Genomic DNA, 24,479 nt, shown 5'->3' with positions numbered 1-24,479 from the left:
ATTCAAACATCCCTATATAAACCAACGACCTTTCCAACCAATTTGCATCCTTCACGGAGCGGTATGATTTTTTCATGCCATTTAGGGTTTAAGGGTTCTAAATACATACCGTTGCTTTCTACAATCAATTTCTTGAAAGTTGCTTCCGTTTCCCCGTCGCATGCAACGATAACCAAATCACCTGTTTTTAAATCAGTTATTTGAAAGTCAGGATTTACATATATTTTGTCACTTGGTCTAAAGTCAGGAGCCATAGATTCCCCAACTACAATTAAACCGTAACCATTTTTGCCACATTTAGGGTTTGGAGGTAACCACTCCTTAAATTGTGTACCCATTGGAACCGAATCTGCAGTAGTCCATGTTCCCGCTTGTACCCAAGAAATAACTGGTACTAACCGTCCTGCTAAAGGAAATGGAGCAGTTATATTGTTATCAAAATTTGTTAGCTCTATGTCTTCATGAACTTGGTCTAGCCAACCATGAGGTTTATTAAAAGCATCTTCAATTTCACGAGCTACTTTGTTTCCAATTCCTTTAATGGGATTGGTACCAGCAAATTGACTTGTCTGTGACTGTCCCTTATTAATCTTTTCAGCAAAATTAGATACTCCACCAATTTGATCTACTAAAAAGCGGGTGTTTTTATATCTTATCGTTTTGCTGTCCATAAAAAACTCAACTATTTATAAATGAAATCACTAATACAGTGATTTTTTTCACTTTTATAAAGTTTACGATTATCACCAAAAAGGTAAACAAGAAAAAAGGTTGTATTTACATTACCTAAAAGGTAATATTTGGATTGATTAATGAGGATCAATCTATGAAGTTTCGTGATTTCATCCTGAATATGACTCCAGATGAACTAAATCAATATGCAAAAGCTGCTGGTACAACAACAGGTTATCTAAAGACACATCTTTTGTATGGCTATAAAGAACCACGTAAGAACTTACGTAAAGCTTTGGCAGAACATAGTGGGGGAAAAGTTTCAGAGCAAGAAGTATTACAACATTTCGGGTTGTATCCCACCTCAAATTTATTAAATCAAAATGGTAATGAAGTAGCTCGGACTTAAATTTAATAGGCAAGGGAGCTGCTCTTTTCATGAGAACCGATGAAATGAATGAAGCAAGAGAGTTGGGCTTTTTAGGTGGAAAGCTCGATAACCCTGTAACGGTCAAATTTAATGACTTGACCGATGAATCCATCGAAGGTGTGGCTAATGCCAGCGACATGACAAAAGCAGACTGGATACGAGAAGCTTGCATAGAAAAACTCTTGGTGGAGAGACGCAAGTTCAATCGTATGCGAAAGGTGTGGGGTCATCCTAAGGAAACAAGAGATGCCAGAGGATGCCATGAGAATACACAGTCAAATTTAGAGTATTAAAAAAGCCTGATCTCGGAAATCAGGCTTTTAGGCATTCGAATCTATAGCGAGATTAGAACATGAGCAATTTATCAGAACAACCAATTGAACTCAACTCAGAAGAATTTGTAGTAGGTGACATGGTGGTTGTTAATGAGCTGGAACATAACGAAATTTTTGAAGTCTTTGGATTTTACTACAGTACCCCTAAACGACTTTTTGTTAAGTCAGCGTGCGGTAAGCAGTTAGCTCTACCAGTTCAATTCTTTAGATCAGCATCAATTGCTGAGTTAGAAGCAAAATGTCGATTAACTGCAGAAGAATTAGTATGGGCGGAGGTGTCATGAATCAGCAATTTAAACACCTTCCAGAACATAAGCAGAGAGCAGGCATTCAGTCTTGGCATGAGCCTGCTATTAATCTCTTAAACAAAATGCTTGAACGAAATAAAGCAAACCTCCGTAAGCGTGGATACAACGAAAACAATGCAGCTATTACACGTGAAGAGTTTAGACAAGAACTCGCTCGACGTGGCCGTATTACTTTGTATTTGGCTGGGGAGATTGAAACGAGTTTGTATAAGGCTCAAAAGATTGAATACATGGGCGGATATGTAAAGCCTAAGGCTGGTGAGTAATGAGTCTAGATGAAAGAATCTATTGTGATATTTGCCATACAAGAGAAATCTTTTACCCGATTTATCGGTTGAGTTCCCGAATTTGTTTATGTGTCGAGTGTGCTCGTGAAGTCGCAAATCTATATGTGTATGACTTCGAATGTCGCTGGATTGATCATGATTACGCAAACAAGTATGGAGAAAGCACTAAGCGCAAATCTCGCAAAACACTTCCTAAAAGAATCAGACAGTCTGTTTTTGAAAGAGACAACTTTACTTGTCTATATTGCGAATGTACCTCAGATCTAACCATAGACCATATTGTGCCAGTCTCTCGTGGTGGTGGAGATGAGATGGAAAACCTACAAACCTTATGCCGGGTGTGTAATGCAAGAAAAGGGACAAACCTTGAAATGGAGAAGGCGAAAGTATGAGTAAGTTCGTTCCAAATTCATTCATGGTTGCTAATGCTTTTGTTGATGAAGCAATGAATAAGATTAGCGATGCTTCAGTCAAGATTTATCTATTGATTGTACGAAAGACACGTGGCTGGACAAAAGAGAGTGATGCGCTTTCTCTTACACAATTGGAGGAATTGTCATTAAAGAGCCGTCCAACAGTCGTTAAATGTCTTAATGAGTTAGTCAAAGTGGGGTTGATCAAGAAGCACCACCAATCTAAATATGGGAATGTTTATTCACTGATTGATCATTACAACATTGGTGAGCTTATTAAATTCCCTAGTAAAAAAATTTTACTAGTTCAAGAATTCACGCCTTTTAAAAATGAAATAGTTAAAAATTTTAACTACCCCAAAACTGCATATCAGACTAATGAAAAGGTAGGGGAAATCCGTCTGAACTTTCCTAGTAAAAATTCTTTACTAGTTAAAAGTTTTAACCAGACTAGTAAAATTTTTTTACCGCAACTAGTAAAAATTTTTAACACACAAAGTAACACTATCAAAAAACACTCTCAAAATAAAAAAAAGAGCTGGTTGGTTTTGAAAAATTTAAAAGATCAAATTGTTTCGGCAAGTGATTCGATACAAGCTGAAACCATCCTCAAGGCGAAATGGTTCAAACGAGAACTTGATGCTTTTGAAAGTTTCAATGAAGGGAAAAATCATTCACCTGAATTCAAGATTTATCTCTTTGCTGACTGGTTGCTGAATGCGTTAACGAAATACCAAGGACGAGAACAGGCAAAGAACAAAAATACAACGACGCGGGTTCTAGTCCCGCAGGGAGACTCAAATCAACTCAGCGACAAACAGATTCACACCTTCGCTCAAAAACTTTCCGTTCATCCTGAGTTCGCAAGCCAGTTTGCAACTGCAGGGGAAAGCTACGATCAACTTGCAGCACGTATCGCCGTAAAACTTAGTGATCCAGTTCAGGCCAAACAATGGGAACCGTATCTCAAGCAAGTCGGGTTCAAAGGCTCATTGAAGGGGGCAGCATGATAGACCTCTACGATGTCAACGTAGCGCTCTTGGATGATGAGTTCTACGCTTTTGAAAGGGGCTTGCATGTCTAGCATGAGTTTAGCTGAATACCGTGAATTATTTCCAGTGAAGACAAAGAAACGCCGTTCAGCAAAGCAAGGCACCAGACAACCAAGTGAAGGCGAGACGGTACTAGCAACACACCTAAGAGCATGCAAGATCAGTTTTGAGCAGGAATATAAATTCCATCCAAAACGTAAATGGAGAGCTGATTTTCTGATTACCGGTACGAAGATTCTAGTTGAGGTGGAAGGCGGTATTTGGATGGCAGGTGGTGGACGTCATACAAGAGGCAAAGGTTACATCGGGGATATGGAGAAATATAACTCGGCGGCAATGATGGGTTTTACAGTTTTACGGTTCAGTACAGAGCAAGTGAAGTCAGGTTTAGCGGTTCAGCAGATAGAGAAAATGGTGAGTGAAAGATGAGTGTAGCAGTGACAGAAGAATTATCAAATCTTGAATGGGTCAGTCAGCAAATGAGAGCTAAAACGGCAAGCTATGAAACTTCTGCTGTCTCGACAGGAGAGAAAGCACCAACATGGGAAGAGCGTTGTGGGGCAATTGCATCAATTGAAGATGATGTAACTAAGGCATATTGCGAAATGTTGGTATGGGGTGATTCTCGTGACAATACGCAAGCATTTAAGACACTTGTAGAACATATCGGATCAATTTTGCATGAAGCTGCGATCAAAGAACGTCAGCGACACCATTTCGATCTGAAATTATTTTGCATGAAAATTGCTCGCATGCAGGTATTCTTTTCAATGCGCCCCTATATTAAAGAAGACCGAACAATACAGGGGCAATTAAAGCTTTGCGGGATAGACGAAGTTAAAGCAGATACTTATAGCAAGAATTACGCATATCTTGGACTAATGGTTGATATCATGCTTAAGGATATGGAGGACGAGATAGATTTTTATGTTGGTGAATATAGAAAAAAGTTAAACAGAACAATTAATTGACAGCTAAACGGATTTAAGGTAATGTTTTTATATACTGGTCGTATTAAGGTTTAACCGAAAGCGACTTAGTTTTTTAAAAGCCCATTTGCATGGGTTTTTCGTTATCCAGTTGGGGTGCTCTACCGGAAGTCAACTGGCTTTAAAAAACGAATCAGAGCACAGTCTGGGCTGCTATCTCCCAACTCATCAAGAGCTGGATAGCATGTTTATGGGAGAAGTAGCTTATGGCGAACCTTGCAAAAACAAGTTCAGCGAGTCATTTATGTGGTTTTGCGGTTTTATTTGGCACACTTAGTGTATCATTTGTTCCTGCATTAGCATTTGTACTTACTTTACTTGTAATGGTTGTAAGTATAGTCTTGTTAAGTCAAGGCTAAGATGACTGACAAAAAGTTGATTTTTTTAAAGTTCGCAGAAATGTGAGCTTTTTTTTCGTCATAAATTTGTGTAATTAGATCAAATGTATAGAGCATTTCCCCCTGAAGGAGGGGCACCATGCTAACCAGATTATAAAGCTCATTATTCGATGAGCTTTTTTGTTGATCATAGGTAACAACTATTATATAAATGCAGAAGGTATGGTAATCCTCTTATAGTAAATAAGTCAAATATTTCTTGCCTAGATAAAAAATAACAATATTGAAATCAGTACAATAATTTAGATATACACTCTCTTCAGTCTATTTATGGAGAGCTGTCATGGTTAGCAATTACTATCTTTTATTGTTAAATATGGAAAATATAGAAATAGAGGTTGAGTATTTAACTAGCGTTGAAAATGAAATCAAAAATTCACTTAAAAATTTTCCTGGTTTTAAAATGGTAGGACCTTATAGCTTAGATACTTATTGCAAATTATTTTATGAACATGAATTAAAGAATAATGATTATACAGCCAGTATGGAAATGCTGGTTAAGCCAGATGACAAAGAACATTTGGCTGAGAAATTAGCATTAAAAATGTCATTACTACGGAATGATGAAAAAATTTTGATTATTGATCCTTATTTTTTTGATGGTGGAAAAGATATAGTTGACTTGGTTCTTAATGTATTTCAAAAATCTGCTATTTCGCCAAAAGAATTACAGATAATTTCAAGGAAAGATGAAGGAGAAAAAGCTAATAAAATAAGTAAAAATATCAAATTATTTGAAGATGAATTAAGAATCAAATATCCTCAAATAAAATTCAATTTATATAAAAATGATCGGTTTCACGATAGATTTTGGATAGGACTGGATACACGTCTCGGAGTAGTTATGGGGACCTCTCTAAACGGTTTAGCTAAAAGGATTTGTATTGTTGAACAAATATGCATCGATGATGTTCTTGAGATTATTGATGAATGTAAAACAATCATAAAGAGTATTTCATAAAATTTTTATTAACCGAGTTTGTATATTTTTATTCTTGCCGGACGTATTACGGCACAAAAGAGCCTCGCTAAATATCGATTATTGGCGGGGCTTTTGTTTTTTACGATCGGCTCTCAATTGATAAGGTCTTTTTTTATGGGGGAACTCAAATAATGGAAAATCTTTTTTTTCCAAGTTATAACTTTTCAATAAAATCGTGACAAATTCTTGTTTTAAACTATTGAAGGTGTTATGGGTTATTTTTTTTGCTTCAATTCCAGTTAACCCCTCAGTAGTGCAAAAAAAATTAGAGCCTACATCTTGATTTAATTTTTCATCATCAACGGAAAGAAAGTGGATTTTTGTACCAGTAGAGTGACTGGGAAGATATTGATAAGTCCAAACAATTATTACTGTAAAATTTTTAAAATTAAATGTTTTATAATTTTGTTCTCCAGTTTTAAAAGATAAAAAAGATTTCCTTTCGTTACTACAAATGAATATCCCATAGAATAGTGTATTTGCTTTTTGGTCAAACTCATCTAAACAGTAGGCAAGTTTTTGATCTTTAGTACTAACTATGTACCTATCAATAGAGAGGTCGGGAGATCGACAAAAGTAAAGGACGGCAAGTTTTCCAGAATTGGATTTGATTGTCTTCGTATAATGAGGATTTCTAATTATTTGCCCATCAGACAACTCTAGATTATGCATACAAACATTAAAATCCTTTGAATTTGGACTACAATGGACAGAATACTTTTGGTGTTTAATTTTAATAATATTATCAGGAAGTGTATTTGCTTCTCTATAGTGTTCAGCATATTTTGGCATAATCACTAAGTCATTATTATTTCTTTCTTTGATTGACAAGACTTTTCTCAACCCTTGTTTTTTTAGATTAAAACAAATAACAATTTCTTTAGTGTAGGTAGTATTTTCAATCATTAAGAATTTCTTCTATTTTATGTAAATTGTAATTACCAAGAAGTATATGAATTAATAAAGGTCTTTTCTACTCAACTTATTTTATATTTTTTGAAAATAGACTTTTAAAATTAAAAAATTGCTAAAAGTAAAACCCACCAATCTGTGGATTTTTTATTGCCTGATTGAAGCATTTATGGCTGAATTTCAAAAATTAACAGGTGAAATTACTCAGCTCCAAATTGAGCTTAATCATTTGGGATGCTGTACAACGAAATGATTGTCTACAGAACAGATCGCTCACTTAGATGAGCGATTTTTTGGCTATAGCAAAGCAAAACAAATTAATTGCTCGCCTAAACAATAAGCCTGAGTGCTTCCTTTAAGGGGCTTGGTTATGGACGATAAAGATTATTTTTGGCTCACAAGAAAAAAAGAGCCCAGAACTAAACCCAAAAGTAGACCACTGCCTAAGGCTACCCAAAAGTACTTAGAGGCAGAAGAAGAACTTACTGAAGTTTTAGATAATCTGGAAATTAAGTATGAAAAGAAATTCCAATTTAAGTCTACAAAACATTGGCGGTTTGATTTTCATTTAATTGAACATCGTATTTTAGTTGAAATTGCTGGTAGCCCTTGGTTTGGAGGTCGTAAGGGTAAGCTTAAAAATAAAGCTTGGAGTCTAGATCGTTACGATGTGGCAGAAGAGATGGGCTATACAGCAGTTCGCATAGAGACAGCATCAAGTTGCCGAGTTGATGAGTCTGGACCTTTGCAATTGCGGACTGAATACGCTAGCCAGTGGCTTAAAAATTTAAAGAGGCAAATATTTAATGGATCAGATCAGACCATTTCCTCCAACTGATTTTATTGACCAAGCAGATGAAGAGGAAGCAATTCGTATTGTTTCTGCGCCCGATTTAAAAAACTGGATCGTTGCTAATTTTCTAACGCTTGGTGGACCGTTACATAATCCAGATCATGACCATATCGCTGAGATGCTTCATGACAATGATGGGTTCTTAGCTTTTGCATGGGCCTCTTCTGCTTATACGCGAGCTAAACGAATGGTGTTAGGCCAGTGCGAAAAAGTAATGTTTCAACAAGGCGGCTGGAAGAAAGCCCGCCAAGAGCAGCAAATGCGTGATTGGTTCGGTTTCGTTCCAATTTACTTAATCACTATCGATGCAAGCTTTTGTGAAAAGGCAAACGATAGCGAGTTCTGTGCTTTGCTTGAACATGAGCTATATCACATCGGTGTAGAGCGAGACTCAGACGGTGAGATTATTTACAGTGATCATACTGGCTTACCAAAGCACTATTTAGCTGGTCACGATGTGGAAGAGTTTATCGGTGTTGTTAAACGCTGGGGTGCAAATGAAAATGTTAAGCGGCTTATTGAAGTCGCTAAAAACCCGCCCTTTGTTTCCGATTTAGATATTTCTAAATGCTGTGGAAACTGTGTAATTACTTGAGCCTTGAGGCTCTTTTTTTTGGCTATTTAGGTTGACGTAGGTTGACAGGATTGAGGATATGGCGGCTCTAAAAAAAGAGGTAAAACTCTTTATAGTTCGCTCACTTGCCGTATTTAATACACCCACAGAAACTGCTGAGCTCGTCAACCAAGAATACGGGATAAAAGTCTCAAAACAGCAGTGTGAGAAATACGACCCAACTAAGCGGGCAGGTGAGAACCTTAGCGAAGAATTAAGAATTGATTTTGAAAAGACTCGCGAAATGTTTTTGGGTAAGCCTGAGGCGATCCCTATTGCAAATTTAGCGGTGCGATTACAGCGTTATGAAAACCAATATCAAAAGCATAGTAGAAACCGTGTAGCAGCGCTAAGCATTCTTAAACAGGCTGCTGAGGACATTGGCGGTAAATACACGAATAAGACTGAAATTACAGGCGCTGGCGGTGGTCCATTACAAAGCGAAAATATTACCTACGTGACTGCTACCGATGAGCAGGTAAGGCAGGCGATTGATGAACTCGAGAACGAATATTGATCCTGTTAAAACCAAAGCTAAGAGGATTAAATGTGAGAAAGAACATTTATTTTTCACTCGTGCTTTTTTCTTGCCTCGCATGGGCTTTAAGTTTTCAGTCAATTGGCATCATGAATATATTGCCGACAAAATTGACGAGGTAATTGCGGGCAAGGTTAAAAACCTAGTTATTAACGTTCCACCGGGTAGTGGTAAAACTGAATTACTTACAAACCTTATTGCACGTGGCATAGCGCGTAATGCTCGATCACGATTTTTGTATTTGTCTTTCTCGCAATCACTTGTAGAGGATGTATCTACAACAGCAAGGAACATTGTTAAGTCAGAAGACTTTCAGAATTTGTGGCCTGTAAAGATCTCTACCAGTACGGATGCTAAGTCGAGCTGGAAAACTACAGTTGATGGTTACGATGCTGGTCATGTTTATTCTGCTTCAATGGGTGGGCAGGTCACTGGACGCCGTGCTGGTACATTAGCCAATGAGGGCTTTACCGGTGCGATTATTCTTGATGACCCATTAAAGCCTGAGGATGCATTTAGCCAGACCGCTAGACGTAAAGCTAACCGTAAAATCTTAAATACTGTCAACTCGCGTAAAGCCAAATCTGATACACCAATTATTCTGATCATGCAGCGTTTACATGTTGAAGATCCGACTAACTTTGTAATGACCGGTAATGTACCTGGTGAGTGGGAACAGATCAGTATTCCCGCACTTATCGATGATGAATATATCAATAAGCTACCAGAGCACATACAACACAAAATTCCACGCGATGTTGAGCGTGACGTGAAAGGACGACAAAGCTACTGGCCGCTAAAAGAATCTTTACTCTCATTGCTGCAGTTGGAGAAAGGTGGTGAAGATAAAGATGGCGCCACAGTGTCACGCTATACGTTTGCTAGTCAATACATGCAAAATCCTAAAAAGTTGGGTGGTGATCTCGTTAAAGCTGAATGGTTCGGTCGTTATGAGGAATTACCTGTTCTTAAATGGCGGGCAATTTGGGCAGATACCGCGCAAAAGACTAAAGAGCATAATGACTTCTCAGTGTTTTTATGCGCCGGTCTTGGCTATGACAATAATCTTTACATCATTGATGTGAAGCGCGGCAAATGGGAAGCACCAGAACTCTTAAAAGAGGCTAAAGCTTTTATTAATAAACATAAGGACAGCAACACCAAGATCGGCAAGCTTCGCTATATGGCCGTAGAAGATAAGTCGAGTGGTACCGGACTGATCCAATCCATATCTAGACAGACCACATTACCTATTCGGGCAATTCAGCGTGATACAGACAAGCTCACTCGAACCATGGATGTGGTGTTCTACGTTGAGGAACGCCGTGTCTGGTTACCTGCAAACGCACAATGGCTTTTGAACTACATTGAAGAAGTTGAAGGACTCACGGCTGACATGACACATGATCATGACGACCAGTGGGATCCAACCATAGATGCAATTAATGATTCATTAGCTAAGAAGCCAACTGTATTTGATGATTAGAGGAAATTATGGCCGAAACTAAAAATCCCGATGCAATTGGCGATGCAGGGGCGTACACAAACTTTGTCTCAAATATTGGTACCGAACGTGATAAAGCCTCACACGGTACATTCGTTAAGAAAATTATTCCTGATGAACAATTAGAAGCGGTGTATCAACACTGGTTAGCAAAACGTATCGTCAATCGCCCAGCAAGTGACATGCTTAGAGCTGGATGGTTCTATGAGGGAATTCAAGATAGCGACCTAATCAAATTAGAAGAAGCGTGTAAGGCTTTTAACTTAGATAGGGTTCTCTTATCTAGCTTGGTTCTTTCTCGCTTATATGGCGTTTGTTATGTGCTTCTAGGAACCGTTGACGGCGGTGACTTAGATCAACCGTTTGATTTAAACAAGTTAGGCATTGGTCGTTTAGAATTTTTCACAATACTCAAGAAAAAGCATATTAAGGCCGATACTACTAAATACTTATCACCTAAGGATGCAGGTGGATTATTAAAGCAACCTGAGTTCTACAAACTACAAATGGATGGCAAGGCACCACAACGCATCCACCATACCCGTTTAATTAAATTCTGCCATGCCGATGTCGTGAATGAAGAACCGCAAAGTATTCTTCAGGAAGTATATGAAGATCTGCTAGATCATGCCGCTGTTAAAAAGGGTTCAGCCAGTCTTGTACATGAATCAAAGATTGATGTGATTAGAACACCTGGTCTGGTGGACAAAATTAAAGAGGATATGAAAGCCGTAGCTGAACGTTTTCTTAGTGTCGGATTGCTTAAAGGCTTAAACGGCATGATCGTGCTGGATGCCGAAGAAGATTATGATTCCAAAGCTTATAACTTTGCAGGCCTACCTGATCTTATGCGGGAGTTTTCTATTCAAGCATCGGGTGCAGCTGAAATGCCATATACGATTTTGTTTGGTCAATCTCCAGCTGGTTTAAATGCTACTGGTCAGCATGACACACGGAACTATTATGACTCCATAGCAACTAAACAAACCTGGATGTTAAAGCCATTCATGCTAAAGCTTCTAGCAGTTATTTGTCAGGCAACTTTCGGTCGTCAAATACCAAGTTTAGATATTGTATTTAATCCACTCTGGCAATTAGACGATAAAGTCCGTGCAGAAGTTGAAAAAGCTAATTCTGAACGGGATGCCAAATATTTAGAGATGGGCATCATTACAGAACCGCAGATAGCCAGACAGCTTGTAATTGATGGTGTTTATTCAGTGATTGATGAAGCTCATATCAAAGAGCTCGAAATAATGGTGAAGCTAAATGTCGACGATCATTCAGATGCTGAAACCTCACCTGCAGCAGGCGAAGAAGAGTAAGAAAGGCCGTAAGGCTTCCAAGCTTAGACCGGTAAAAGTAAATCGCCGTGTAGAGCTTTATTACACACGGCAATTACTAGCTATATCTAAATACTGTCAGGAACAAACAAAGGAATTAGTTATTCCTACAGTAGGTCAGAACATTGGTGATGCTTGGTTTTCCGAAATGATGACTTCATTTAGAGAAAAGCTTACTAAATATGTTGTTGAGATTTCCCGACCGTTGGCCACAAAGGTTGTGACAGATACTCAAAAGGAAGTGGACAAGCAAATTGCAGAGCACACTAAAACGATTATTGGTGTGGATCTAACGCCGTTCTATCGTGCTGCAGATATTCAAGACGAAGTAGACCTAAACATAACTTCAAACGTTAGTTTGATTAAGTCTATTCCTCAGCAGTATGCCGATAAGCTTGAGGTATTAATTACCAACGCTTTGCAGACTGGGCAAACAAATGAAGAGTTGGCCAAAGCAATTAAGCAATTAGGGTTATCTACTGACTATCGAGCACGTCTTATTGCTAGTGATCAGATGGGTAAGATTAACGGCCAAATTAACCAAGCCAGACAGCTTTCAATGGGTGTTGAGACTTATACATGGCAAACGGCCAAAGATGAGCGTGTACGTCTAGATCATCAACATAAGCAAGGAAAGATATTTAGATGGGATTCACCACCAGATGGTGGACATCCCGGTCAGCCTATTCGGTGTCGTTGTACGGCATTGCCTAATTATGAGGATATTTTGATTGAATAATAAATGTTAAATTACTGATGACATCGGTTGGTGGAATGATGAGTATGGTGGAAAAAATCTATAATATTTTTACGATTTTTAATGAAAGGAGTGAATGTAAAAATTTATCTTATGTAATTCATGAGGTTAATTTTCAAAGTGATGCTGAAAAATTTGAATTCTTAAAAGCTAACGTTGATAATGATTATAAAAATTCATTATCTTTTCAGCCTAAAAATGTACATACACTGAAAGAATATAATTCATTTGATAGATTGGGAGAAATGATATCACCTCAATTGGAAGAGTTTTTCCAATTTGTTGGTGCTTCATCTAGCCCATTATTTATTCGAACACCAATTAAAGAAGGAAAGGTTTTTTTTAATGCGACAACTTCACCGGATAATTACTCAGTGGAAAATCTAAGACAACAATTAGGCATTAAAGGTTATCAAGATGATTGGCTGTTAAAATATACGAATGAAGATGGAATAAAACTTCAGGAGTTGATTAATGATGATTATATGATTGGTGTAAAACTTTTATTTAATAATGGCTTGTATGTTTCAGCTATGAAATTGCTTTTGAGTGCTATTGATAGTGTTTCATACATTGAGTTTGGTAATGAGGGTAATGTATTTATAAAGTGGATGGATGAGTTTTCAGATTTACAAAGCATTGGGATAACTTCTTGTGAGTTATGGGAGTTAAGAAATGGTTTATTGCATATGACAAATCTCCACTCTAAAAAAGTAACTAATAATAAAGTTAGAAGAATATCTTTCTACGTTTCAAGCTCAAATGAAAAGCCTGATTTAGGTGGAGATGATATTTATTATTTTAATTTTATGGATTTAGTATATATATTTAGCCATGCTGTAGCTAATTGGCTGAGCAGTTATAATATAAATCGAGATAAATTTACAAAATTTGTTGAAAGATATGATGAAACCGTTTCAGATTCTAGAGCAGCGCGTTTGTAGTCTTTTATTAAAGTTTAAATATTCAAACCCACCATCTGGTGGGTTTTTTATTGAGCGCAATTTATGAAAAACATTTACCGCTTCAAGGTAGGTGGCTTTGCTCCAAGTGAATCCACACGCTCATTTACCAAAGAGGGGTATCTGAAATGCGTCAATGTTCGCTTAGCTAAAGCACCTCAAGTACGTCAGTACTATGCGTATGAGTTTCCATCATTGGAAGGCTATACCGCTGATCAAGTCATCAATGTCTACACGCCAGCAGAAGAGCTTTTCAAGCCAGAGGCTATTCAAAGCTTCAATAGTGTAGATGCTACTTACTATCACCCACCTAAGAATGAAATTAACGCATCAAACTGGAAGGATTATCACATTGGCTATTGTGAGAACGTTCGACAGGAAGGCGATTATCTGGTCGGTGATTTGCTCATTAAAGACAAGATCAGCATTGATCTGATCCAAAGCAACGAACGGCTAGAAATGTCGCTTGGCTATGGAGCCTTATTAATCGTTGAGCAGGGTACGGCGCCAGATGGCACGCCGTACCAAGCAAAATTTATTAACTTTATTGGCAATCACGTAGCGCTCGTTAAATACGGACGCTGTGGTGGTGATTGTCGCATCGGTGACCAAAAGCAAACTCCACCAGGGGGTAAAACAATGGAAGTAATTGTAAACGGTATGCGTTTTGACATTGGCGATAACAAGCCTTTGGTGGATGCATTAAAGATCCAGCAAGAGCAAATCGACAACTTAAAAGCTGCAAAGCTTAAAGTCGGTGATAAGCAATTTTCAATCGGTGATGAACTTAACGCTGTTCAAGCGGTTGTAGATCAATTGCATACCGATAAAACCACGCTTGAGCAGAAAGTCGGTGATCTAGAAAAGAACCAGATGACGCCTGAAAAGCTTGAACAAGCGGCAACAGAACGCGCTGCTGTGATTGCTGATGCTAAAGCATTGGTGCCAACAGTTAAAACTGAAGGGTGCACATGCGAGCAAATCAAACGTGATGTGCTTGCGGCAAAAGCGGGTGATGCATTGGTAGGGGCAGTGTTGGGTAGTGTGTCAGTCGGTGACGCAAAGCCTGAGCAGATTGATACAGCATTCCGAGCCTTATCTGCTCTGAAAAGTATTCATCCTTCTAATCCAGTTAGTGATGCACTTCACCAGCAACAGCAAGTAAAAGCTGGTGATGGCAAACCAGAAGACGGAGAACCTAAACCTAACAACAAAAAAGAAGCGTGGAAACAAAGCTTCTAAGATACTGGAGAAAAGAGAATGTCTTTAACCCCTCAAGCTATTCCGGGTATGCGTGCTCGTTTGCACATGCCCGAGGAAATTTTATCTTTACCAGTCGCGGGTAATACCGTGATAAGTGACGGTGAAGTGGTCGTGCAGTCTACCGATGGAAAAACAGTTAGCGCGGTAATTGATTCTACCAATACAAAGTTTGGTGTGGTGGTTTTACAGCACGTCGGTAAATCAGGAAAAAACGCTTTAGGTAAAGAAGCCTATCAAGCTAAGGACTGCGCACCTGTAATGCAAATTGGTTCTATATGGGTAAAACCTACTGCACCTGTGATTGATATCAACGCGAAGGTTTATGTACGTACCGCAAACCCTACAGCGCAAGCGCCGCTTGGATCACTTTCTTCTGCAGCATTAGATTCAACAGAACTACCTAATGCCTCATGGGAAACCATTACGGGTCCAGATGGCTTGGCAATCCTTCGATTACGTGGAGCATAATCAATGTCAAAACAATTAGAACAGATGAAAATTCGCTTATCGGCAGTTGCACATGGGGTGCAGATCGCCGTAGGTGATGCCTTTAATTTAGATAACTTTGCCAAGTTGCTGCTAAAGCTTGAATCAATTGATGAAATGACACCGCAACTTGCTGAAGCACAAGCTTATGCGAAATATTTACCTATCGAAGGCTTAGAAGGTGCGGTCATCGGATCTGCAAGTGTCTTACAACGTAAGAAAGGTGTAGGACGTGGTAAGCGTTTCTCAGGTCAAGGTAATGATGTGCCATTAGCAGAAGTGATGTATGACGAAGTGAAACTCACCGTACAGCCTGGTGTTATTGGTTATGAAATTAGTATTTTTGATGCGGCAGCAGCATTGAAAGCCGGTATCCAGTTAACCACTGACAAAGTTGCAGCAGCTCGATTGGCCTATGAAAATCACATGAGTGATGTCGCTTGGTTTGGCGAGCCTGAAACTGGTTTGCTAGGTTTCTATAATCAAACTGGTGTAGAGGTGATTACTTCTACGGTTGATTATGCGACTGCTACAGTAGAGGTCATTCTTGCCGATATCAATAAGGCAATTAAAGGTGCTTCTAATGCCTCTAAGTTCGATGGCAGTATTCAACCAGATACTTTCGTGATGCCTGAGAGTAAGTTCACTATTCTAGCAAGCCGTATCGTTCCGGATTCAGCGGGTAAGACTTTTCTGGAATACATTAAGGAAAAGAACACCTTTGCAATGCAAGGTAAAACACTGACATTCACTTCCGAAAGTATGCTTGAAGGTAAAGGTGAAGGTGGTACTGACCGCAGTATCATTTATCGCCGTGATCCGAGCTGTATTACTTTCCGTTGTAATGAACTTGAATTCTTGGCAGCTCAACCTATCAATTATGTGATGCGTACACCGGGACACTATATGTATGAAGGTGTCTATTTAAAACGTGTCGATTCTCTCCGCTACTACGATGTTGAATAAGGATAACTAAACATGCCAAAAATTACTTACAGCGGCTCTCAGGCCGCTTTTTCTTTTGATGGAATTCAGGTCGGTCAGGGACAAACTGTGCAAGTTAGTGCCGCGGATCTCACACGTATATCTAAAGGTATGGCCTTTAAATCACTCGTTGAAAAAGGTGAGCTCGAAGTTCAGGAAATCCCAGATGATGAGTCAAAAGCCACAGGTAAAACTGGTGGTCGTGGTGGTAAAGGCGGCAAGCAAAACGATACAGCAGGTGAGCAGCAAAAGGCCACTGATGAAGCTGCTTTAGCCGCCGTCAAAGCTGAATTAACAGAGCTTGAAGTAACGTTCAGTGATGATGAAACACTTGAGCAGCTACAAGCTAAGTTAGCTCAGGCTAAGGAATAAGGTAGACATATGGTCGTACAAACGTTTCGTGAAAAGTTCTCGACTGATTCGAGTTTAATGTCTTTGCCAGATGCAAGAATTCAGGATGCTTTAGAAGAAGCGGATCTGATTGTTTCTCAAATTGAGTTCGGGGCATTAAAGGAACGTGCTGTAGGTCTATATGCAGCACATATCCTTAAAGTAGGTATCTCAAGCGGCAATGGCGCAGCTTTTGGTACCGCCTCAAGCATGACAATTGCGGGCCAAAGTGTCAATTATTCACGATCATCGAAAGAAGCTTTTTATGATCTCAGCATGTATGGCCAGCGTTACCTTGCGTTAAAAAATTCAATTCCAATTGATAATGAAGGCACCAACCCTAACCGTTTAGGCGTTGGTGCTTTTGTTGTATAGGAGAATCCTATGCCTTTTAAGTATCAGGCACCAGAAGGTTACAAGCCAACTAAACTCGTTATTGCTGGGCAAAACCTAGATATCAAAAACGGCGTTTTAGAATTTGAGAATGACATTATTCATATTTTAAAACCCTTAGGTTTTGAGCGTTTTGTCGAAGTGGTTGAACCAAAGAAATCTACAGCCTCTGCTAAAGAGTAGTTAAGCTATGAGCGATTATCGTGTTGATGCTCAGGTAAATTTTGATGAGATGAATAATCGCGTTAAGTTTGAAATAAGACGCACGATTAACGCTCTTACTTTGCGCTTACAGCGGATTGTTCAGGAAGACATGTTAAGTGGGCAACGACTTAAAGTTCAGTCAGGCCGCTTGCGTGGATCCGTTTCATCAAAAGTGGATGAGGATAAGGATTCCATAGGGGGAACTGTGGGTGCAGGAGGTGCTTTAGTGCCTTATGCCCCTGCACATGAGTTTGGTCTAAATGGAGCATTGGGTGTTAAAGCACATTTAAGAACAATTAAGCAGGCATTTGGCCGACCAATTTCACCTGTTCAGGTCAATATTAAGGCCCATTCAAGGAATGTTCGTTTTAGAGAATTGCGGTTCATGCGTGATTCACTGGATATCGTGGCCAAGATTGTGCCGAAAAATATTGATGCAGCAATTCAGCGAGGTATAGCAGGTGGATAGCGAAGCAATCTATCAGGCGTTGTTTGAAAGGTTAAGCACAAGGGTAGAGGGATTGATTACGGTAAGTCGCCGTTTACGTCACTTTAACCATGTAACACCAGAACAGCGCCCAGCCATGTTTATTACACAAGGTAATCAGCAAGAAGTCCCGGTACATGGTTTAGATTCAAAAATTGAACTAGCTGCTGAGGTTTATCTCTATATTCATGAATCGGACACTACAAAGCCTCCATCATCGCAGATGAATATATTCATCGATCGTGTACGTGAAGCTATTCAGCCAGATCATCCAGAATTTAGCGAATATCAAACCTTAGATGGTTTGGTAGAGCACTGCTGGATCGAGGGAACAATAGAAGTATATGAAGCAGTAGAAAACATGCTGGATGATCAGGCGATTGCAATTATCCCTATCCGGATCCTCACAACCAATTAACAAAACATTCATTTTATGACCGCCTCGATGGCGGTTTTGTCATTTTAGAGAGGTCAAAATAAATGGCTCAGTATTTATTTGGTGCTGGCAAGATCTTTGCTACACCTATTCAAGATGTATACGGGCAACCGATTAGTAATCCCACACCAGTTGAAGTAGGCGTGATGCAATCAGTTGGTGTAGATATTAGCTATGACTTAAAAGAGCTTTTTGGTCGTGGTCAATTTGCCGTGGATGCTGCGCGTGGTAAAGGTACCATTAAATGTAAAGCTTCTTTCGGGCGAATTAACGGCACCTTACTTAATTCCATTTTCTTTGGTGGCGTTGTTGCTGAGGGTGGAATCGAAACAGTCTCCCAAACCATTAACGGTGAAGTGATTCCGGCTGATGGTACTGTTACACCGGTTGTTCCTAACAGCGGTACATATGTAAAGGATCTAGGTGTAACAGATGCGAAAGCAATCCCACTTAAACGTGTTGCTTCAGCGCCAGCAACCGGACAATACAGTGTAGATGCAGCAACCGGTGCTTATACATTTGCTGCTGCCGATGCAGGTAAAACGGTATTTATTAACTTCCGTTATTCAGCAATGGTAGCCGGTGCTAAGTCAATCACTGTATCAAACCTAGATATGGGCTATACGCCAGAGTTTGCCGTTGACCTGCAACGTGACTACAAAGGCAAGTTCATGCACATGAATTTTTACCGCTGTACCAGTAATAAGCTTGGATTCAGTTCAAAACAGGATGATTACGATATTCCTGAGTTTGAATTCCAGCCTATGGCAGATGATCTTAACCGTGTTTTCAAAATCGATTTATCGGAGTAATACCAAATGCAATTTAAGCAAGTTGAAAACCCGCGTGGCTCTACAATTATTATTGATAGTCAGCCATTTGTATTTGCTCCTTTGTCACTTGGTGCGGTTGAAAAGTTATTGCCAGCTCTTCAAGCATTTAAGCCCGATGATGTGGGTACTGTGATTGATGTTGCGTTTAAGTCGCTTAAGCGCAATTACCCGGATATCACACGTAATGATGTTTCTGAGATGATTTATATGGATCAGCTAACAGAAGTCATGGAAGCAGTAATGTCTGTGTCTGGTCTTAAAGGAAATGATAACAGCGCTGCAGGTGGCTCGGGGGAATAGATTGGGAGGAGCTGTACACGCATTTAGTGCTGACAATGGGTAAAGATTACGACTATGTACGTGATGAAATGGATCTACCCAGATTAAGAGCATTAAGTGCGTATCAGCAAAGTAACCCTCCCGCACCTATAGGAATACAACGCCTTTGTCGTATTTTAGAAGCTTTCATGGGTATCGAAGAAACTCCGCAAGCTATTACCGTTTCAGATGATGAAGAGGACGATATGCTAGAAGTGTTAGAAAGTTTCCCGCAGGGTGGTTAGGGCCGCCCTGAAAAATATTAATGTGACATTAAGTAACCAGTTTGTTAAATTGTACGCACTTTATAATAATTGGTGAAATTATGACTCAAACAAAATTTTGTTATGCCTGTGGCCAACAAATTGATGTTCGTGCAGAAATTTGCCCTAAATGTGGTGTAAGACAGCAAGATGTTAGAATCACTGGGCGAAAAAGTAAGGTAGCTGCTGGCGTATTTGCTTTGCTTCTAGGTGGGTTTGGGGCTCATAAATTTTATTTGGGAAGAGTTGGCCAAGGAATTTTATATCTCATTTTCTGTTGGACCTTTATTCCAGCTCTTATCGCTTTTATTGAAGGTATCCTTTATCTTTGCAGCTCAGATGAAGATTTTGCAAAAAAATATGGCTAATTAATTTGCCATAATTAACTTTTTAAAGCCTTGCAACTGCAAGGCTTTTTTTATTTCTCTAGCCCCTTCAAAGGGGCTTTTTTATGCCTGTGAGGAAGTTATGGCAAGTAATAACCGTGTTGAAGTTCATGTCGGTGCCAAGACCTCTGAACTAAAAGAGGGGATGAAAGATGCAGAAAAAATAGTATCAGATTCTTCAAAGAAAATTGAAAATACCAGTCAAGGTATTGATCTTAAAATTGATCTAACTAGTGTGCGATCAGAGCTTAATAAGTTTGCCAATAATATTTCAGATAAGTTTAAGAATGTTGGAAATGATATTAAAGATTCTTTAACTGGCGGATTCTCGCTAATTAAAGGTGGGTTTTTTCTTGGGATAGGTCAGGAAATTGCAAGAAGTGTGGCTGATGGCGTGGCAGCAATTCCAGATCTTGTATCTGCTGTGGGTAAAGCTTCAAAAGAATTAGAAATCCAAGCTCGTTTAGCAAATGCGAATACTAGACAGTTTCAAGAATGGGCATTTGCAGCAAAGAAAGTAAATGTAGAGCAAGATAAGCTTTCGGACATCATGAAGGATGTAAACGATAAATTTGGCGATTTTATGCAAACTGGCGGCGGAGAAATGGCCGACTTCTTTGAAAAAATTGCTCCAAAAGTTAATGTTACTGCAAAGGAGTTTCAGGGTTTATCAGGTCCTCAGATTCTTGAAAAGTATTATCAGACTTTACAGAAGGCTAATGTCTCACAAGCTGAAATGACTTTTTATATGGAAGCAATTGCAAACGACGCAACCTTATTAGCTCCCTTATTAGATAACAATGGTCAAAAATTAAAGGAGTATGCAAAACAAGCACATGATCTAGGCGTAATCATGAGTGATGATGCTATTGCTGCAACTAAAGAATTTAATACATCGCTAGAGACTATCCAATCAACCTTACAAGGTGTTTTAACACGTATAGCTGCTCAAGCTGCCCCAGCATTAAATGATCTGGCTAATAGATTTTTGGGTTTTGCCGTTGAATCAAAAGAAGGAATTGATGATTCGATTAAGTCTATCATAGGAATTCTTGAAAACCTCTTTAGTATTGTGGGTGATATCTTCAATACAATTGGTGAGATCTGGAAAGATTTGACTAGTGATATTGGAGATGGTTCTGTTTCACAAATTGGTTTTATGGATGCAGTGTCTGTAGCTTTAAGAGCTTTAGGAATTGTTGCAACTGGTCTACAAGTGGCAATTCAATCTGCATTTGCAATTATTCGCGCCGTTGTGGTTACTGTATGCCAAGCCTTAATCATTGCATTTAATGGACTCATGACTGGTTTTGATATGGTCCGTAATACTATTCAATATGGCCTTGATGTGCTTCAAGTGAAATTTCAGGCATTTGGTAGTGTAGTAAATAATATCCTTCACTTTAATTTTTCAGGTGCTAAGGCAGCGTGGGAAGGAGGCCTATCACAATTAGGTGGAATTACTGAACGATATACAAATCAAATGAAAGGTCGGATGCTGGACCTTAAAAACACTTGGAATAATGGTGCAGCAACAGCGGCCAATTCTCTCGTTACAGCTGGTAAACGAATACTTGATGTAACGACTGCAGGTAATCAAAAGATTACCAATTACGTTTTTAAGGATCCTTCCACTCCTATGGGCGCTCCAAAACCACCAAAATTATCATTAGGTGCACCTCCACCAAATACAAAACTTGGTATTGGTAAAGGAGAAAAAGATAAGAAAGGTGGTTCAAAGGGGCATAAGTCCAAAGCGGATCAAGAGGCTAAAGAGCATCAACGTAAGGCGGAACAAGAAGCTAAAGCACTAGCTGATATTCGATATAAATATGCATCCGAAGAAAAGAAAGTTGCTTTAGACCTTCAAAAGGCATTGGATGAAATTGAAAAATCTAAAATGTCTGAAGCTGAAAAAGCCGCTGCCAAAGTCAAAGCTGAAAAGGATGCCTCAGACAAGATCATTGCAATACGTTCAAAAGAGTTTGAGGAATACAAAAAAGCTCGTGAAGAACAGATAGACAATTATCAACAGCAAGCACAGCGCCTTTATGAAATTGAAGCAGCACGGATCCAAGCTGAATTTGATGCCAAGAAGATTTCAAATGTTCGTAAAGTTCAACTAGAGAAGCAGCTCGTAGATCAGTTACGCGAAATAAAGCGTCAAGGTCTATTAGAACGTTTAGCTCTGGAAAATGAGCAAACAGGCATTACAGGCAAGCAAGGAAATCAAAACCAAATCACGAACAAGATTTCGGATTTAGAGACAGATCAGAAAGTTTCTGGCACTAAGTCTATGGGTTTAATCAGTGATGCGGAAATGAAAGACTTTGAAGCTAAGTTTGGCGGGTTCACTTCTCGACTTTCTAGCCTTTGGGATCAGGGCATCCAATCACTAATGAATGGTACTCTGACTTGGAGTAATGCTACTAAAGCTGTTCTAGCCGATATGGGGGCATTTGCATTGCAATCGGCCACAAAGGAACTACAAGGCTGGCTCAGAATACAAGCCATTAAGCTAGCGCGAAAGCTTGGGTTTGTTGGGGCAGAAACCGCGGCTGAGGCTTCGGGTCAGGCTGCACAAACAGGTGCAACAATCGCAGGGGAAGCAACACGAACCGGTGTTACTGCTGCAGGTGGTTTAGCTCGTTTAGGTTTAAAAGCTGCTGAAGCTATCAAAGGAATCATGATGTCAGCATGGGAGGCAATGGCAGGCGCATTTAAAGCCATGGTTGCCATTCCATACATTGGTCCAGTTCTCGCCGTTGGTGCCGGTGCTGCGGCCTTTGGCTTGGTTGCTGGTCTTGCTGGCAAGATCAAATCTGCTCGAGGCGGTTACGACATTCCATCCGGTGTGAATCCTGTCACTCAACTTCATGAAGACGAAATGGTTTTACCTTCGCAACATGCAAATACCATCCGTGAGATGGGTAAAGCTTTACGTAGTGGAGCAAGCTTTGGAGCAGCCGTAGCAGTTGAGGGTGGAGGCGCTGGACCGACAATTAACATTAGTGCAATCGATGCCAAAAGCATTCAGCGATTGTTTAAGAATAATGGCCGTGCTGTTGCTGGTGGACTACAAAGCTATGCCCGTGGATTTGGTAAGAATGGTAAGTAAGGAGGGAGAAGTGTCAAACGTTTTATTTCCAGAATTACCCGGCCTTGAATGGGATACCTCGATTACTCCCATGTTCAATACAAAGATCATGACTTCTATTAACGGCCGAGAGCTTCGAGCAAGCTTTCAGGCCTCACCTAAATATGAAATTTCGTTGTCTTATGCTTTCCTTCGGGAAAATAAAGGAAGGAATGAATTCCAGCAACTTCACGGTTTTTATTTAGAACGTCGAGGGGCATTTGATTCATTTCTTTATAAGATGCCAGATGATAATGAATTTAGTTGCTCTTTTGTGGGGGATGGGACCACTACAGCTTTCCAGATATACAAGGATATTTATACAAGTAAATTTCCTTTAGGAAATACAGAAGAGCAAATCCTTGGTGAGATTGATCCTAACATGTGGAATCAAGCACCTGTTAAGCAGATGTGGAATTCAAACCAAGAAAAACTGATGTGGAATACCGCTTCAGCTCAAGTAAGCAGTGACGGTAAATATTTACTATCACAACCTATTGAAGAAGGTATTGAAGTAACAGTTACAGGTACTTTTTATTACCGTTGTCGTTTTAAAGATGACACCCAGCAATATGTAAATTTCATGAACAAATTGTGGAAGGCAGGGAAGGTTGAGTTTATCGGATCATTAGGAAATAAGTTATGAGACAAGCTTCACCTCAGCTTATAGCATTGTTAGATGCTGATCAGTTCATCATGGCCGATCTCTACACTATTACGACTATTCAGGGTATAGAGTATCGCTATACAAGTTATGACTTTAATTTAATAGTTCAAGGCAAAGAGTTTCGTGCTGATGGTCCAATCATTAGCCGAGAAGGAATAAGCCTTTCTTTAGGGATTGAAGTCGACAATTTATCTATCACCATTGAGACAAATGAAAGCACTAAATTTGGCGACGTACCAGTAGCTCAAGCTTTTCATAATGGAATTCTAGATGGAGCACGGTTTAAGCTGGAACGTATTTTCATGGATATGAATACACCAACTGATACAAGTGCCGGAGCTTTGGTTTTATTCGATGGGCGAATTGTAGAGCCTGAGCTTGACCGCAATGTCATTAATGCCAGTGTGGTTTCTGACGTTGATAACTTAAAGCTTCAGATGCCAAGAAACCTATATACACCAGGTTGCTTGAATACTTTGTTTGATAGTGCGTGTGGCTTATTGAGCACAGATTTTGCTGTAAATACGACTATTGGAGTTAACAGCACGCCTAACCGCATTCTTTGTGATTTAAACCAACCTCAGGGATGGTTCACACAAGGCGTTATTGAGTTTTTAGAAGGTGTAAATGTTGGGATTAAACGTACTATCCGCTTACATGAAGCTGGTTCATTGCTCTTAACTTTACCCCTTCTAAAAATGCCTGAAATTGGCGAAGCAATCCGTGTTTATCCAGGTTGTGATAAGCGACTTGATACGTGTACTAATCGATTTAACAACCGTACTCGTTTTCGTGGTGCGCCATTTGTACCGGTTCCTGAAACTTCAATTTAATTATTTCATTCATAGATAAAGCCCTGCAATTTGCAGGGTTTTTTATTTGGAA

The 24,479-nt window shown here is 39.5% G+C and carries 35 protein-coding genes and 1 pseudogene; 34 read left to right on the top strand and 2 right to left on the bottom strand.

Going from position 1 to position 24,479, the window contains the following annotated elements:
* Positions 1–2: 2 nt before the first annotated feature.
* Positions 3–671 (bottom strand): LexA family protein, encoded by a 669-nt coding sequence (locus tag AC1PJ9_RS14700; protein ID WP_311087691.1) that lies wholly within the window; start codon positions 669–671, stop codon positions 3–5.
* A gap of 155 nt (positions 672–826) precedes the next feature.
* On the opposite strand from AC1PJ9_RS14700, the gene AC1PJ9_RS14695 reads away from it, so the two are divergent.
* From AC1PJ9_RS14695 to AC1PJ9_RS14645, 11 genes are all read left to right on the top strand, one after another.
* A complete protein-coding gene (locus AC1PJ9_RS14695; protein ID WP_272345401.1) occupies positions 827–1,081 on the top strand; it encodes a hypothetical protein in 255 nt (84 codons plus the stop codon).
* 29 nt (positions 1,082–1,110) lie between these two features.
* Complete coding sequence (locus AC1PJ9_RS14690) at positions 1,111–1,395, top strand: hypothetical protein (RefSeq protein ID WP_032026796.1); 285 nt, start codon at positions 1,111–1,113, stop codon at positions 1,393–1,395.
* A gap of 59 nt (positions 1,396–1,454) precedes the next feature.
* Positions 1,455–1,721 (top strand): hypothetical protein, encoded by a 267-nt coding sequence (locus tag AC1PJ9_RS14685; RefSeq protein ID WP_311087690.1) that lies wholly within the window; start codon positions 1,455–1,457, stop codon positions 1,719–1,721.
* Positions 1,718–2,011, top strand: coding sequence for a hypothetical protein (locus tag AC1PJ9_RS14680; RefSeq protein WP_311087689.1), 294 nt, complete (start codon positions 1,718–1,720; stop codon positions 2,009–2,011). Before AC1PJ9_RS14685 ends, AC1PJ9_RS14680 begins: the two co-directional genes overlap by 4 nt.
* Positions 2,012–2,116: 105 nt before the next feature.
* The gene (locus AC1PJ9_RS14675) at positions 2,117–2,299 is read left to right on the top strand and encodes a hypothetical protein (protein ID WP_479762093.1); all 183 of its coding nucleotides are present in this window, start codon (positions 2,117–2,119) and stop codon (positions 2,297–2,299) included.
* 14 nt (positions 2,300–2,313) lie between these two features.
* Positions 2,314–2,424 (top strand): HNH endonuclease, encoded by a 111-nt coding sequence (locus AC1PJ9_RS14670; protein ID WP_479762094.1) that lies wholly within the window; start codon positions 2,314–2,316, stop codon positions 2,422–2,424.
* The gene (locus AC1PJ9_RS14665) at positions 2,421–3,455 is read left to right on the top strand and encodes a replication protein (protein ID WP_311087687.1); all 1,035 of its coding nucleotides are present in this window, start codon (positions 2,421–2,423) and stop codon (positions 3,453–3,455) included. The genes AC1PJ9_RS14670 and AC1PJ9_RS14665 overlap by 4 nt, the downstream gene beginning before the upstream one ends.
* A 66-nt stretch (positions 3,456–3,521) precedes the next feature.
* Positions 3,522–3,926, top strand: a complete 405-nt coding sequence (locus AC1PJ9_RS14660) for a DUF559 domain-containing protein (RefSeq protein WP_311087686.1) — start codon at positions 3,522–3,524, stop codon at positions 3,924–3,926.
* On the top strand, positions 3,923–4,468 hold the full coding sequence (locus tag AC1PJ9_RS14655) for a hypothetical protein (protein ID WP_311087685.1): 546 nt from the start codon (positions 3,923–3,925) through the stop codon (positions 4,466–4,468). The genes AC1PJ9_RS14660 and AC1PJ9_RS14655 overlap by 4 nt, the downstream gene beginning before the upstream one ends.
* A 224-nt stretch (positions 4,469–4,692) precedes the next feature.
* Positions 4,693–4,845 (top strand): hypothetical protein, encoded by a 153-nt coding sequence (locus tag AC1PJ9_RS14650; protein ID WP_311087684.1) that lies wholly within the window; start codon positions 4,693–4,695, stop codon positions 4,843–4,845.
* A gap of 322 nt (positions 4,846–5,167) precedes the next feature.
* Positions 5,168–5,845, top strand: a complete 678-nt coding sequence (locus tag AC1PJ9_RS14645; RefSeq protein WP_311087683.1) for a hypothetical protein — start codon at positions 5,168–5,170, stop codon at positions 5,843–5,845.
* 78 nt (positions 5,846–5,923) lie between these two features.
* Here AC1PJ9_RS14645 and AC1PJ9_RS14640 read toward each other — a convergent pair whose 3' ends face one another.
* Positions 5,924–6,772 carry a hypothetical protein gene (locus AC1PJ9_RS14640; protein ID WP_311087682.1) on the bottom strand — a complete coding sequence of 283 codons (849 nt, stop codon included), beginning with the start codon at positions 6,770–6,772 and terminating at the stop codon, positions 5,924–5,926.
* A 175-nt stretch (positions 6,773–6,947) separates the two neighbouring features.
* Here AC1PJ9_RS14640 and AC1PJ9_RS14635 point away from each other — a divergent pair.
* The 23 genes and pseudogenes from AC1PJ9_RS14635 (at position 6,948) to AC1PJ9_RS14525 (ending at position 24,427) form a co-directional block, all read left to right on the top strand.
* A pseudogene (locus tag AC1PJ9_RS14635) lies at positions 6,948–7,137 on the top strand (hypothetical protein).
* 11 nt (positions 7,138–7,148) lie between these two features.
* Complete coding sequence (locus tag AC1PJ9_RS14630; protein WP_311087681.1) at positions 7,149–7,616, top strand: hypothetical protein; 468 nt, start codon at positions 7,149–7,151, stop codon at positions 7,614–7,616.
* Positions 7,585–8,226 (top strand): putative metallopeptidase, encoded by a 642-nt coding sequence (locus tag AC1PJ9_RS14625; protein ID WP_311087680.1) that lies wholly within the window; start codon positions 7,585–7,587, stop codon positions 8,224–8,226. Before AC1PJ9_RS14630 ends, AC1PJ9_RS14625 begins: the two co-directional genes overlap by 32 nt.
* Before the next feature lie 58 nt (positions 8,227–8,284).
* A complete protein-coding gene (locus AC1PJ9_RS14620) occupies positions 8,285–8,761 on the top strand; it encodes a DUF2280 domain-containing protein (RefSeq protein WP_311087679.1) in 477 nt (158 codons plus the stop codon).
* Positions 8,739–10,268, top strand: a complete 1,530-nt coding sequence (terL, locus tag AC1PJ9_RS14615) for a phage terminase large subunit (protein WP_311087678.1) — start codon at positions 8,739–8,741, stop codon at positions 10,266–10,268. The genes AC1PJ9_RS14620 and terL overlap by 23 nt, the downstream gene beginning before the upstream one ends.
* 8 nt (positions 10,269–10,276) lie before the next feature.
* On the top strand, positions 10,277–11,611 hold the full coding sequence (locus tag AC1PJ9_RS14610) for a DUF1073 domain-containing protein (protein ID WP_311087677.1): 1,335 nt from the start codon (positions 10,277–10,279) through the stop codon (positions 11,609–11,611).
* Positions 11,556–12,368, top strand: coding sequence for a phage head morphogenesis protein (locus AC1PJ9_RS14605; RefSeq protein ID WP_311087676.1), 813 nt, complete (start codon positions 11,556–11,558; stop codon positions 12,366–12,368). Before AC1PJ9_RS14610 ends, AC1PJ9_RS14605 begins: the two co-directional genes overlap by 56 nt.
* A 17-nt stretch (positions 12,369–12,385) precedes the next feature.
* Positions 12,386–13,330, top strand: a complete 945-nt coding sequence (locus AC1PJ9_RS14600) for a hypothetical protein (RefSeq protein ID WP_311087675.1) — start codon at positions 12,386–12,388, stop codon at positions 13,328–13,330.
* A 63-nt stretch (positions 13,331–13,393) separates the two neighbouring features.
* A complete protein-coding gene (locus AC1PJ9_RS14595) occupies positions 13,394–14,590 on the top strand; it encodes a DUF2213 domain-containing protein (protein ID WP_311087674.1) in 1,197 nt (398 codons plus the stop codon).
* 18 nt (positions 14,591–14,608) lie between these two features.
* Complete coding sequence (locus tag AC1PJ9_RS14590) at positions 14,609–15,079, top strand: structural cement protein Gp24 (RefSeq protein ID WP_311087673.1); 471 nt, start codon at positions 14,609–14,611, stop codon at positions 15,077–15,079.
* Positions 15,080–15,082: 3 nt separating this feature from the next.
* Positions 15,083–16,063 carry a major capsid family protein gene (locus AC1PJ9_RS14585; RefSeq protein WP_311087672.1) on the top strand — a complete coding sequence of 327 codons (981 nt, stop codon included), beginning with the start codon at positions 15,083–15,085 and terminating at the stop codon, positions 16,061–16,063.
* A 12-nt stretch (positions 16,064–16,075) separates the two neighbouring features.
* Positions 16,076–16,453 carry a hypothetical protein gene (locus AC1PJ9_RS14580; RefSeq protein ID WP_311087671.1) on the top strand — a complete coding sequence of 126 codons (378 nt, stop codon included), beginning with the start codon at positions 16,076–16,078 and terminating at the stop codon, positions 16,451–16,453.
* A 9-nt stretch (positions 16,454–16,462) separates the two neighbouring features.
* Positions 16,463–16,846, top strand: coding sequence for a DUF4054 domain-containing protein (locus tag AC1PJ9_RS14575; protein ID WP_311087670.1), 384 nt, complete (start codon positions 16,463–16,465; stop codon positions 16,844–16,846).
* Positions 16,847–16,855: 9 nt separating this feature from the next.
* Entirely contained in the window at positions 16,856–17,047 is a 192-nt protein-coding gene (locus AC1PJ9_RS14570) for a hypothetical protein (protein ID WP_311087669.1), read from the top strand.
* 7 nt (positions 17,048–17,054) lie between these two features.
* Complete coding sequence (locus AC1PJ9_RS14565) at positions 17,055–17,537, top strand: hypothetical protein (protein WP_311087668.1); 483 nt, start codon at positions 17,055–17,057, stop codon at positions 17,535–17,537.
* Positions 17,530–17,973, top strand: coding sequence for a hypothetical protein (locus AC1PJ9_RS14560; RefSeq protein WP_311087667.1), 444 nt, complete (start codon positions 17,530–17,532; stop codon positions 17,971–17,973). The genes AC1PJ9_RS14565 and AC1PJ9_RS14560 overlap by 8 nt, the downstream gene beginning before the upstream one ends.
* A gap of 62 nt (positions 17,974–18,035) precedes the next feature.
* On the top strand, positions 18,036–18,803 hold the full coding sequence (locus AC1PJ9_RS14555) for a hypothetical protein (protein WP_311087666.1): 768 nt from the start codon (positions 18,036–18,038) through the stop codon (positions 18,801–18,803).
* A gap of 6 nt (positions 18,804–18,809) precedes the next feature.
* On the top strand, positions 18,810–19,124 hold the full coding sequence (locus AC1PJ9_RS14550) for a hypothetical protein (protein WP_311087665.1): 315 nt from the start codon (positions 18,810–18,812) through the stop codon (positions 19,122–19,124).
* Between the two features lie 35 nt (positions 19,125–19,159).
* Positions 19,160–19,387, top strand: a complete 228-nt coding sequence (locus tag AC1PJ9_RS14545; RefSeq protein ID WP_311087664.1) for a hypothetical protein — start codon at positions 19,160–19,162, stop codon at positions 19,385–19,387.
* Positions 19,388–19,467: 80 nt separating this feature from the next.
* Positions 19,468–19,773, top strand: a complete 306-nt coding sequence (locus AC1PJ9_RS14540) for a TM2 domain-containing protein (RefSeq protein ID WP_311087663.1) — start codon at positions 19,468–19,470, stop codon at positions 19,771–19,773.
* A 100-nt stretch (positions 19,774–19,873) separates the two neighbouring features.
* Positions 19,874–22,909: a phage tail protein gene (locus AC1PJ9_RS14535; protein WP_311087662.1), complete on the top strand. Its 3,036-nt coding sequence runs from the start codon at positions 19,874–19,876 to the stop codon at positions 22,907–22,909.
* A 10-nt stretch (positions 22,910–22,919) separates the two neighbouring features.
* Positions 22,920–23,573, top strand: a complete 654-nt coding sequence (locus AC1PJ9_RS14530) for a DUF2460 domain-containing protein (protein WP_311087661.1) — start codon at positions 22,920–22,922, stop codon at positions 23,571–23,573.
* Positions 23,570–24,427 carry a DUF2163 domain-containing protein gene (locus AC1PJ9_RS14525; RefSeq protein ID WP_311087660.1) on the top strand — a complete coding sequence of 286 codons (858 nt, stop codon included), beginning with the start codon at positions 23,570–23,572 and terminating at the stop codon, positions 24,425–24,427. Before AC1PJ9_RS14530 ends, AC1PJ9_RS14525 begins: the two co-directional genes overlap by 4 nt.
* Positions 24,428–24,479 lie beyond the last annotated feature (52 nt).

It is taken from the genome of Acinetobacter sp. 70_2 (genome assembly GCF_056736115.1).
Note: the sequence above shows the minus strand (reverse complement) of the source record. Positions and strands in the feature narration are given on the sequence as shown.

Coding starts and splice junctions, on each gene's coding strand:
- AC1PJ9_RS14700 (WP_311087691.1), bottom strand. CDS start 671: ATGGACAGCAAAACGATAAGATATAAAAACACCCGCTTTTTAGTAGAT.
- AC1PJ9_RS14555 (WP_311087666.1), top strand. CDS start 18,036: ATGGCTCAGTATTTATTTGGTGCTGGCAAGATCTTTGCTACACCTATT.
- AC1PJ9_RS14665 (WP_311087687.1), top strand. CDS start 2,421: ATGAGTAAGTTCGTTCCAAATTCATTCATGGTTGCTAATGCTTTTGTT.
- AC1PJ9_RS14620 (WP_311087679.1), top strand. CDS start 8,285: ATGGCGGCTCTAAAAAAAGAGGTAAAACTCTTTATAGTTCGCTCACTT.
- AC1PJ9_RS14535 (WP_311087662.1), top strand. CDS start 19,874: ATGGCAAGTAATAACCGTGTTGAAGTTCATGTCGGTGCCAAGACCTCT.
- terL (WP_311087678.1), top strand. CDS start 8,739: ATGAACTCGAGAACGAATATTGATCCTGTTAAAACCAAAGCTAAGAGG.
- AC1PJ9_RS14650 (WP_311087684.1), top strand. CDS start 4,693: ATGGCGAACCTTGCAAAAACAAGTTCAGCGAGTCATTTATGTGGTTTT.
- AC1PJ9_RS14630 (WP_311087681.1), top strand. CDS start 7,149: ATGGACGATAAAGATTATTTTTGGCTCACAAGAAAAAAAGAGCCCAGA.
- AC1PJ9_RS14605 (WP_311087676.1), top strand. CDS start 11,556: ATGTCGACGATCATTCAGATGCTGAAACCTCACCTGCAGCAGGCGAAG.
- AC1PJ9_RS14590 (WP_311087673.1), top strand. CDS start 14,609: ATGTCTTTAACCCCTCAAGCTATTCCGGGTATGCGTGCTCGTTTGCAC.
- AC1PJ9_RS14595 (WP_311087674.1), top strand. CDS start 13,394: ATGAAAAACATTTACCGCTTCAAGGTAGGTGGCTTTGCTCCAAGTGAA.
- AC1PJ9_RS14660 (WP_311087686.1), top strand. CDS start 3,522: ATGTCTAGCATGAGTTTAGCTGAATACCGTGAATTATTTCCAGTGAAG.
- AC1PJ9_RS14655 (WP_311087685.1), top strand. CDS start 3,923: ATGAGTGTAGCAGTGACAGAAGAATTATCAAATCTTGAATGGGTCAGT.
- AC1PJ9_RS14540 (WP_311087663.1), top strand. CDS start 19,468: ATGACTCAAACAAAATTTTGTTATGCCTGTGGCCAACAAATTGATGTT.
- AC1PJ9_RS14685 (WP_311087690.1), top strand. CDS start 1,455: ATGAGCAATTTATCAGAACAACCAATTGAACTCAACTCAGAAGAATTT.
- AC1PJ9_RS14600 (WP_311087675.1), top strand. CDS start 12,386: ATGACATCGGTTGGTGGAATGATGAGTATGGTGGAAAAAATCTATAAT.
- AC1PJ9_RS14690 (WP_032026796.1), top strand. CDS start 1,111: ATGAGAACCGATGAAATGAATGAAGCAAGAGAGTTGGGCTTTTTAGGT.
- AC1PJ9_RS14580 (WP_311087671.1), top strand. CDS start 16,076: ATGCCAAAAATTACTTACAGCGGCTCTCAGGCCGCTTTTTCTTTTGAT.
- AC1PJ9_RS14625 (WP_311087680.1), top strand. CDS start 7,585: ATGGATCAGATCAGACCATTTCCTCCAACTGATTTTATTGACCAAGCA.
- AC1PJ9_RS14545 (WP_311087664.1), top strand. CDS start 19,160: ATGGGTAAAGATTACGACTATGTACGTGATGAAATGGATCTACCCAGA.
- AC1PJ9_RS14525 (WP_311087660.1), top strand. CDS start 23,570: ATGAGACAAGCTTCACCTCAGCTTATAGCATTGTTAGATGCTGATCAG.
- AC1PJ9_RS14550 (WP_311087665.1), top strand. CDS start 18,810: ATGCAATTTAAGCAAGTTGAAAACCCGCGTGGCTCTACAATTATTATT.
- AC1PJ9_RS14585 (WP_311087672.1), top strand. CDS start 15,083: ATGTCAAAACAATTAGAACAGATGAAAATTCGCTTATCGGCAGTTGCA.
- AC1PJ9_RS14645 (WP_311087683.1), top strand. CDS start 5,168: ATGGTTAGCAATTACTATCTTTTATTGTTAAATATGGAAAATATAGAA.
- AC1PJ9_RS14565 (WP_311087668.1), top strand. CDS start 17,055: ATGAGCGATTATCGTGTTGATGCTCAGGTAAATTTTGATGAGATGAAT.
- AC1PJ9_RS14640 (WP_311087682.1), bottom strand. CDS start 6,772: ATGATTGAAAATACTACCTACACTAAAGAAATTGTTATTTGTTTTAAT.
- AC1PJ9_RS14575 (WP_311087670.1), top strand. CDS start 16,463: ATGGTCGTACAAACGTTTCGTGAAAAGTTCTCGACTGATTCGAGTTTA.
- AC1PJ9_RS14680 (WP_311087689.1), top strand. CDS start 1,718: ATGAATCAGCAATTTAAACACCTTCCAGAACATAAGCAGAGAGCAGGC.
- AC1PJ9_RS14610 (WP_311087677.1), top strand. CDS start 10,277: ATGGCCGAAACTAAAAATCCCGATGCAATTGGCGATGCAGGGGCGTAC.
- AC1PJ9_RS14695 (WP_272345401.1), top strand. CDS start 827: ATGAAGTTTCGTGATTTCATCCTGAATATGACTCCAGATGAACTAAAT.
- AC1PJ9_RS14570 (WP_311087669.1), top strand. CDS start 16,856: ATGCCTTTTAAGTATCAGGCACCAGAAGGTTACAAGCCAACTAAACTC.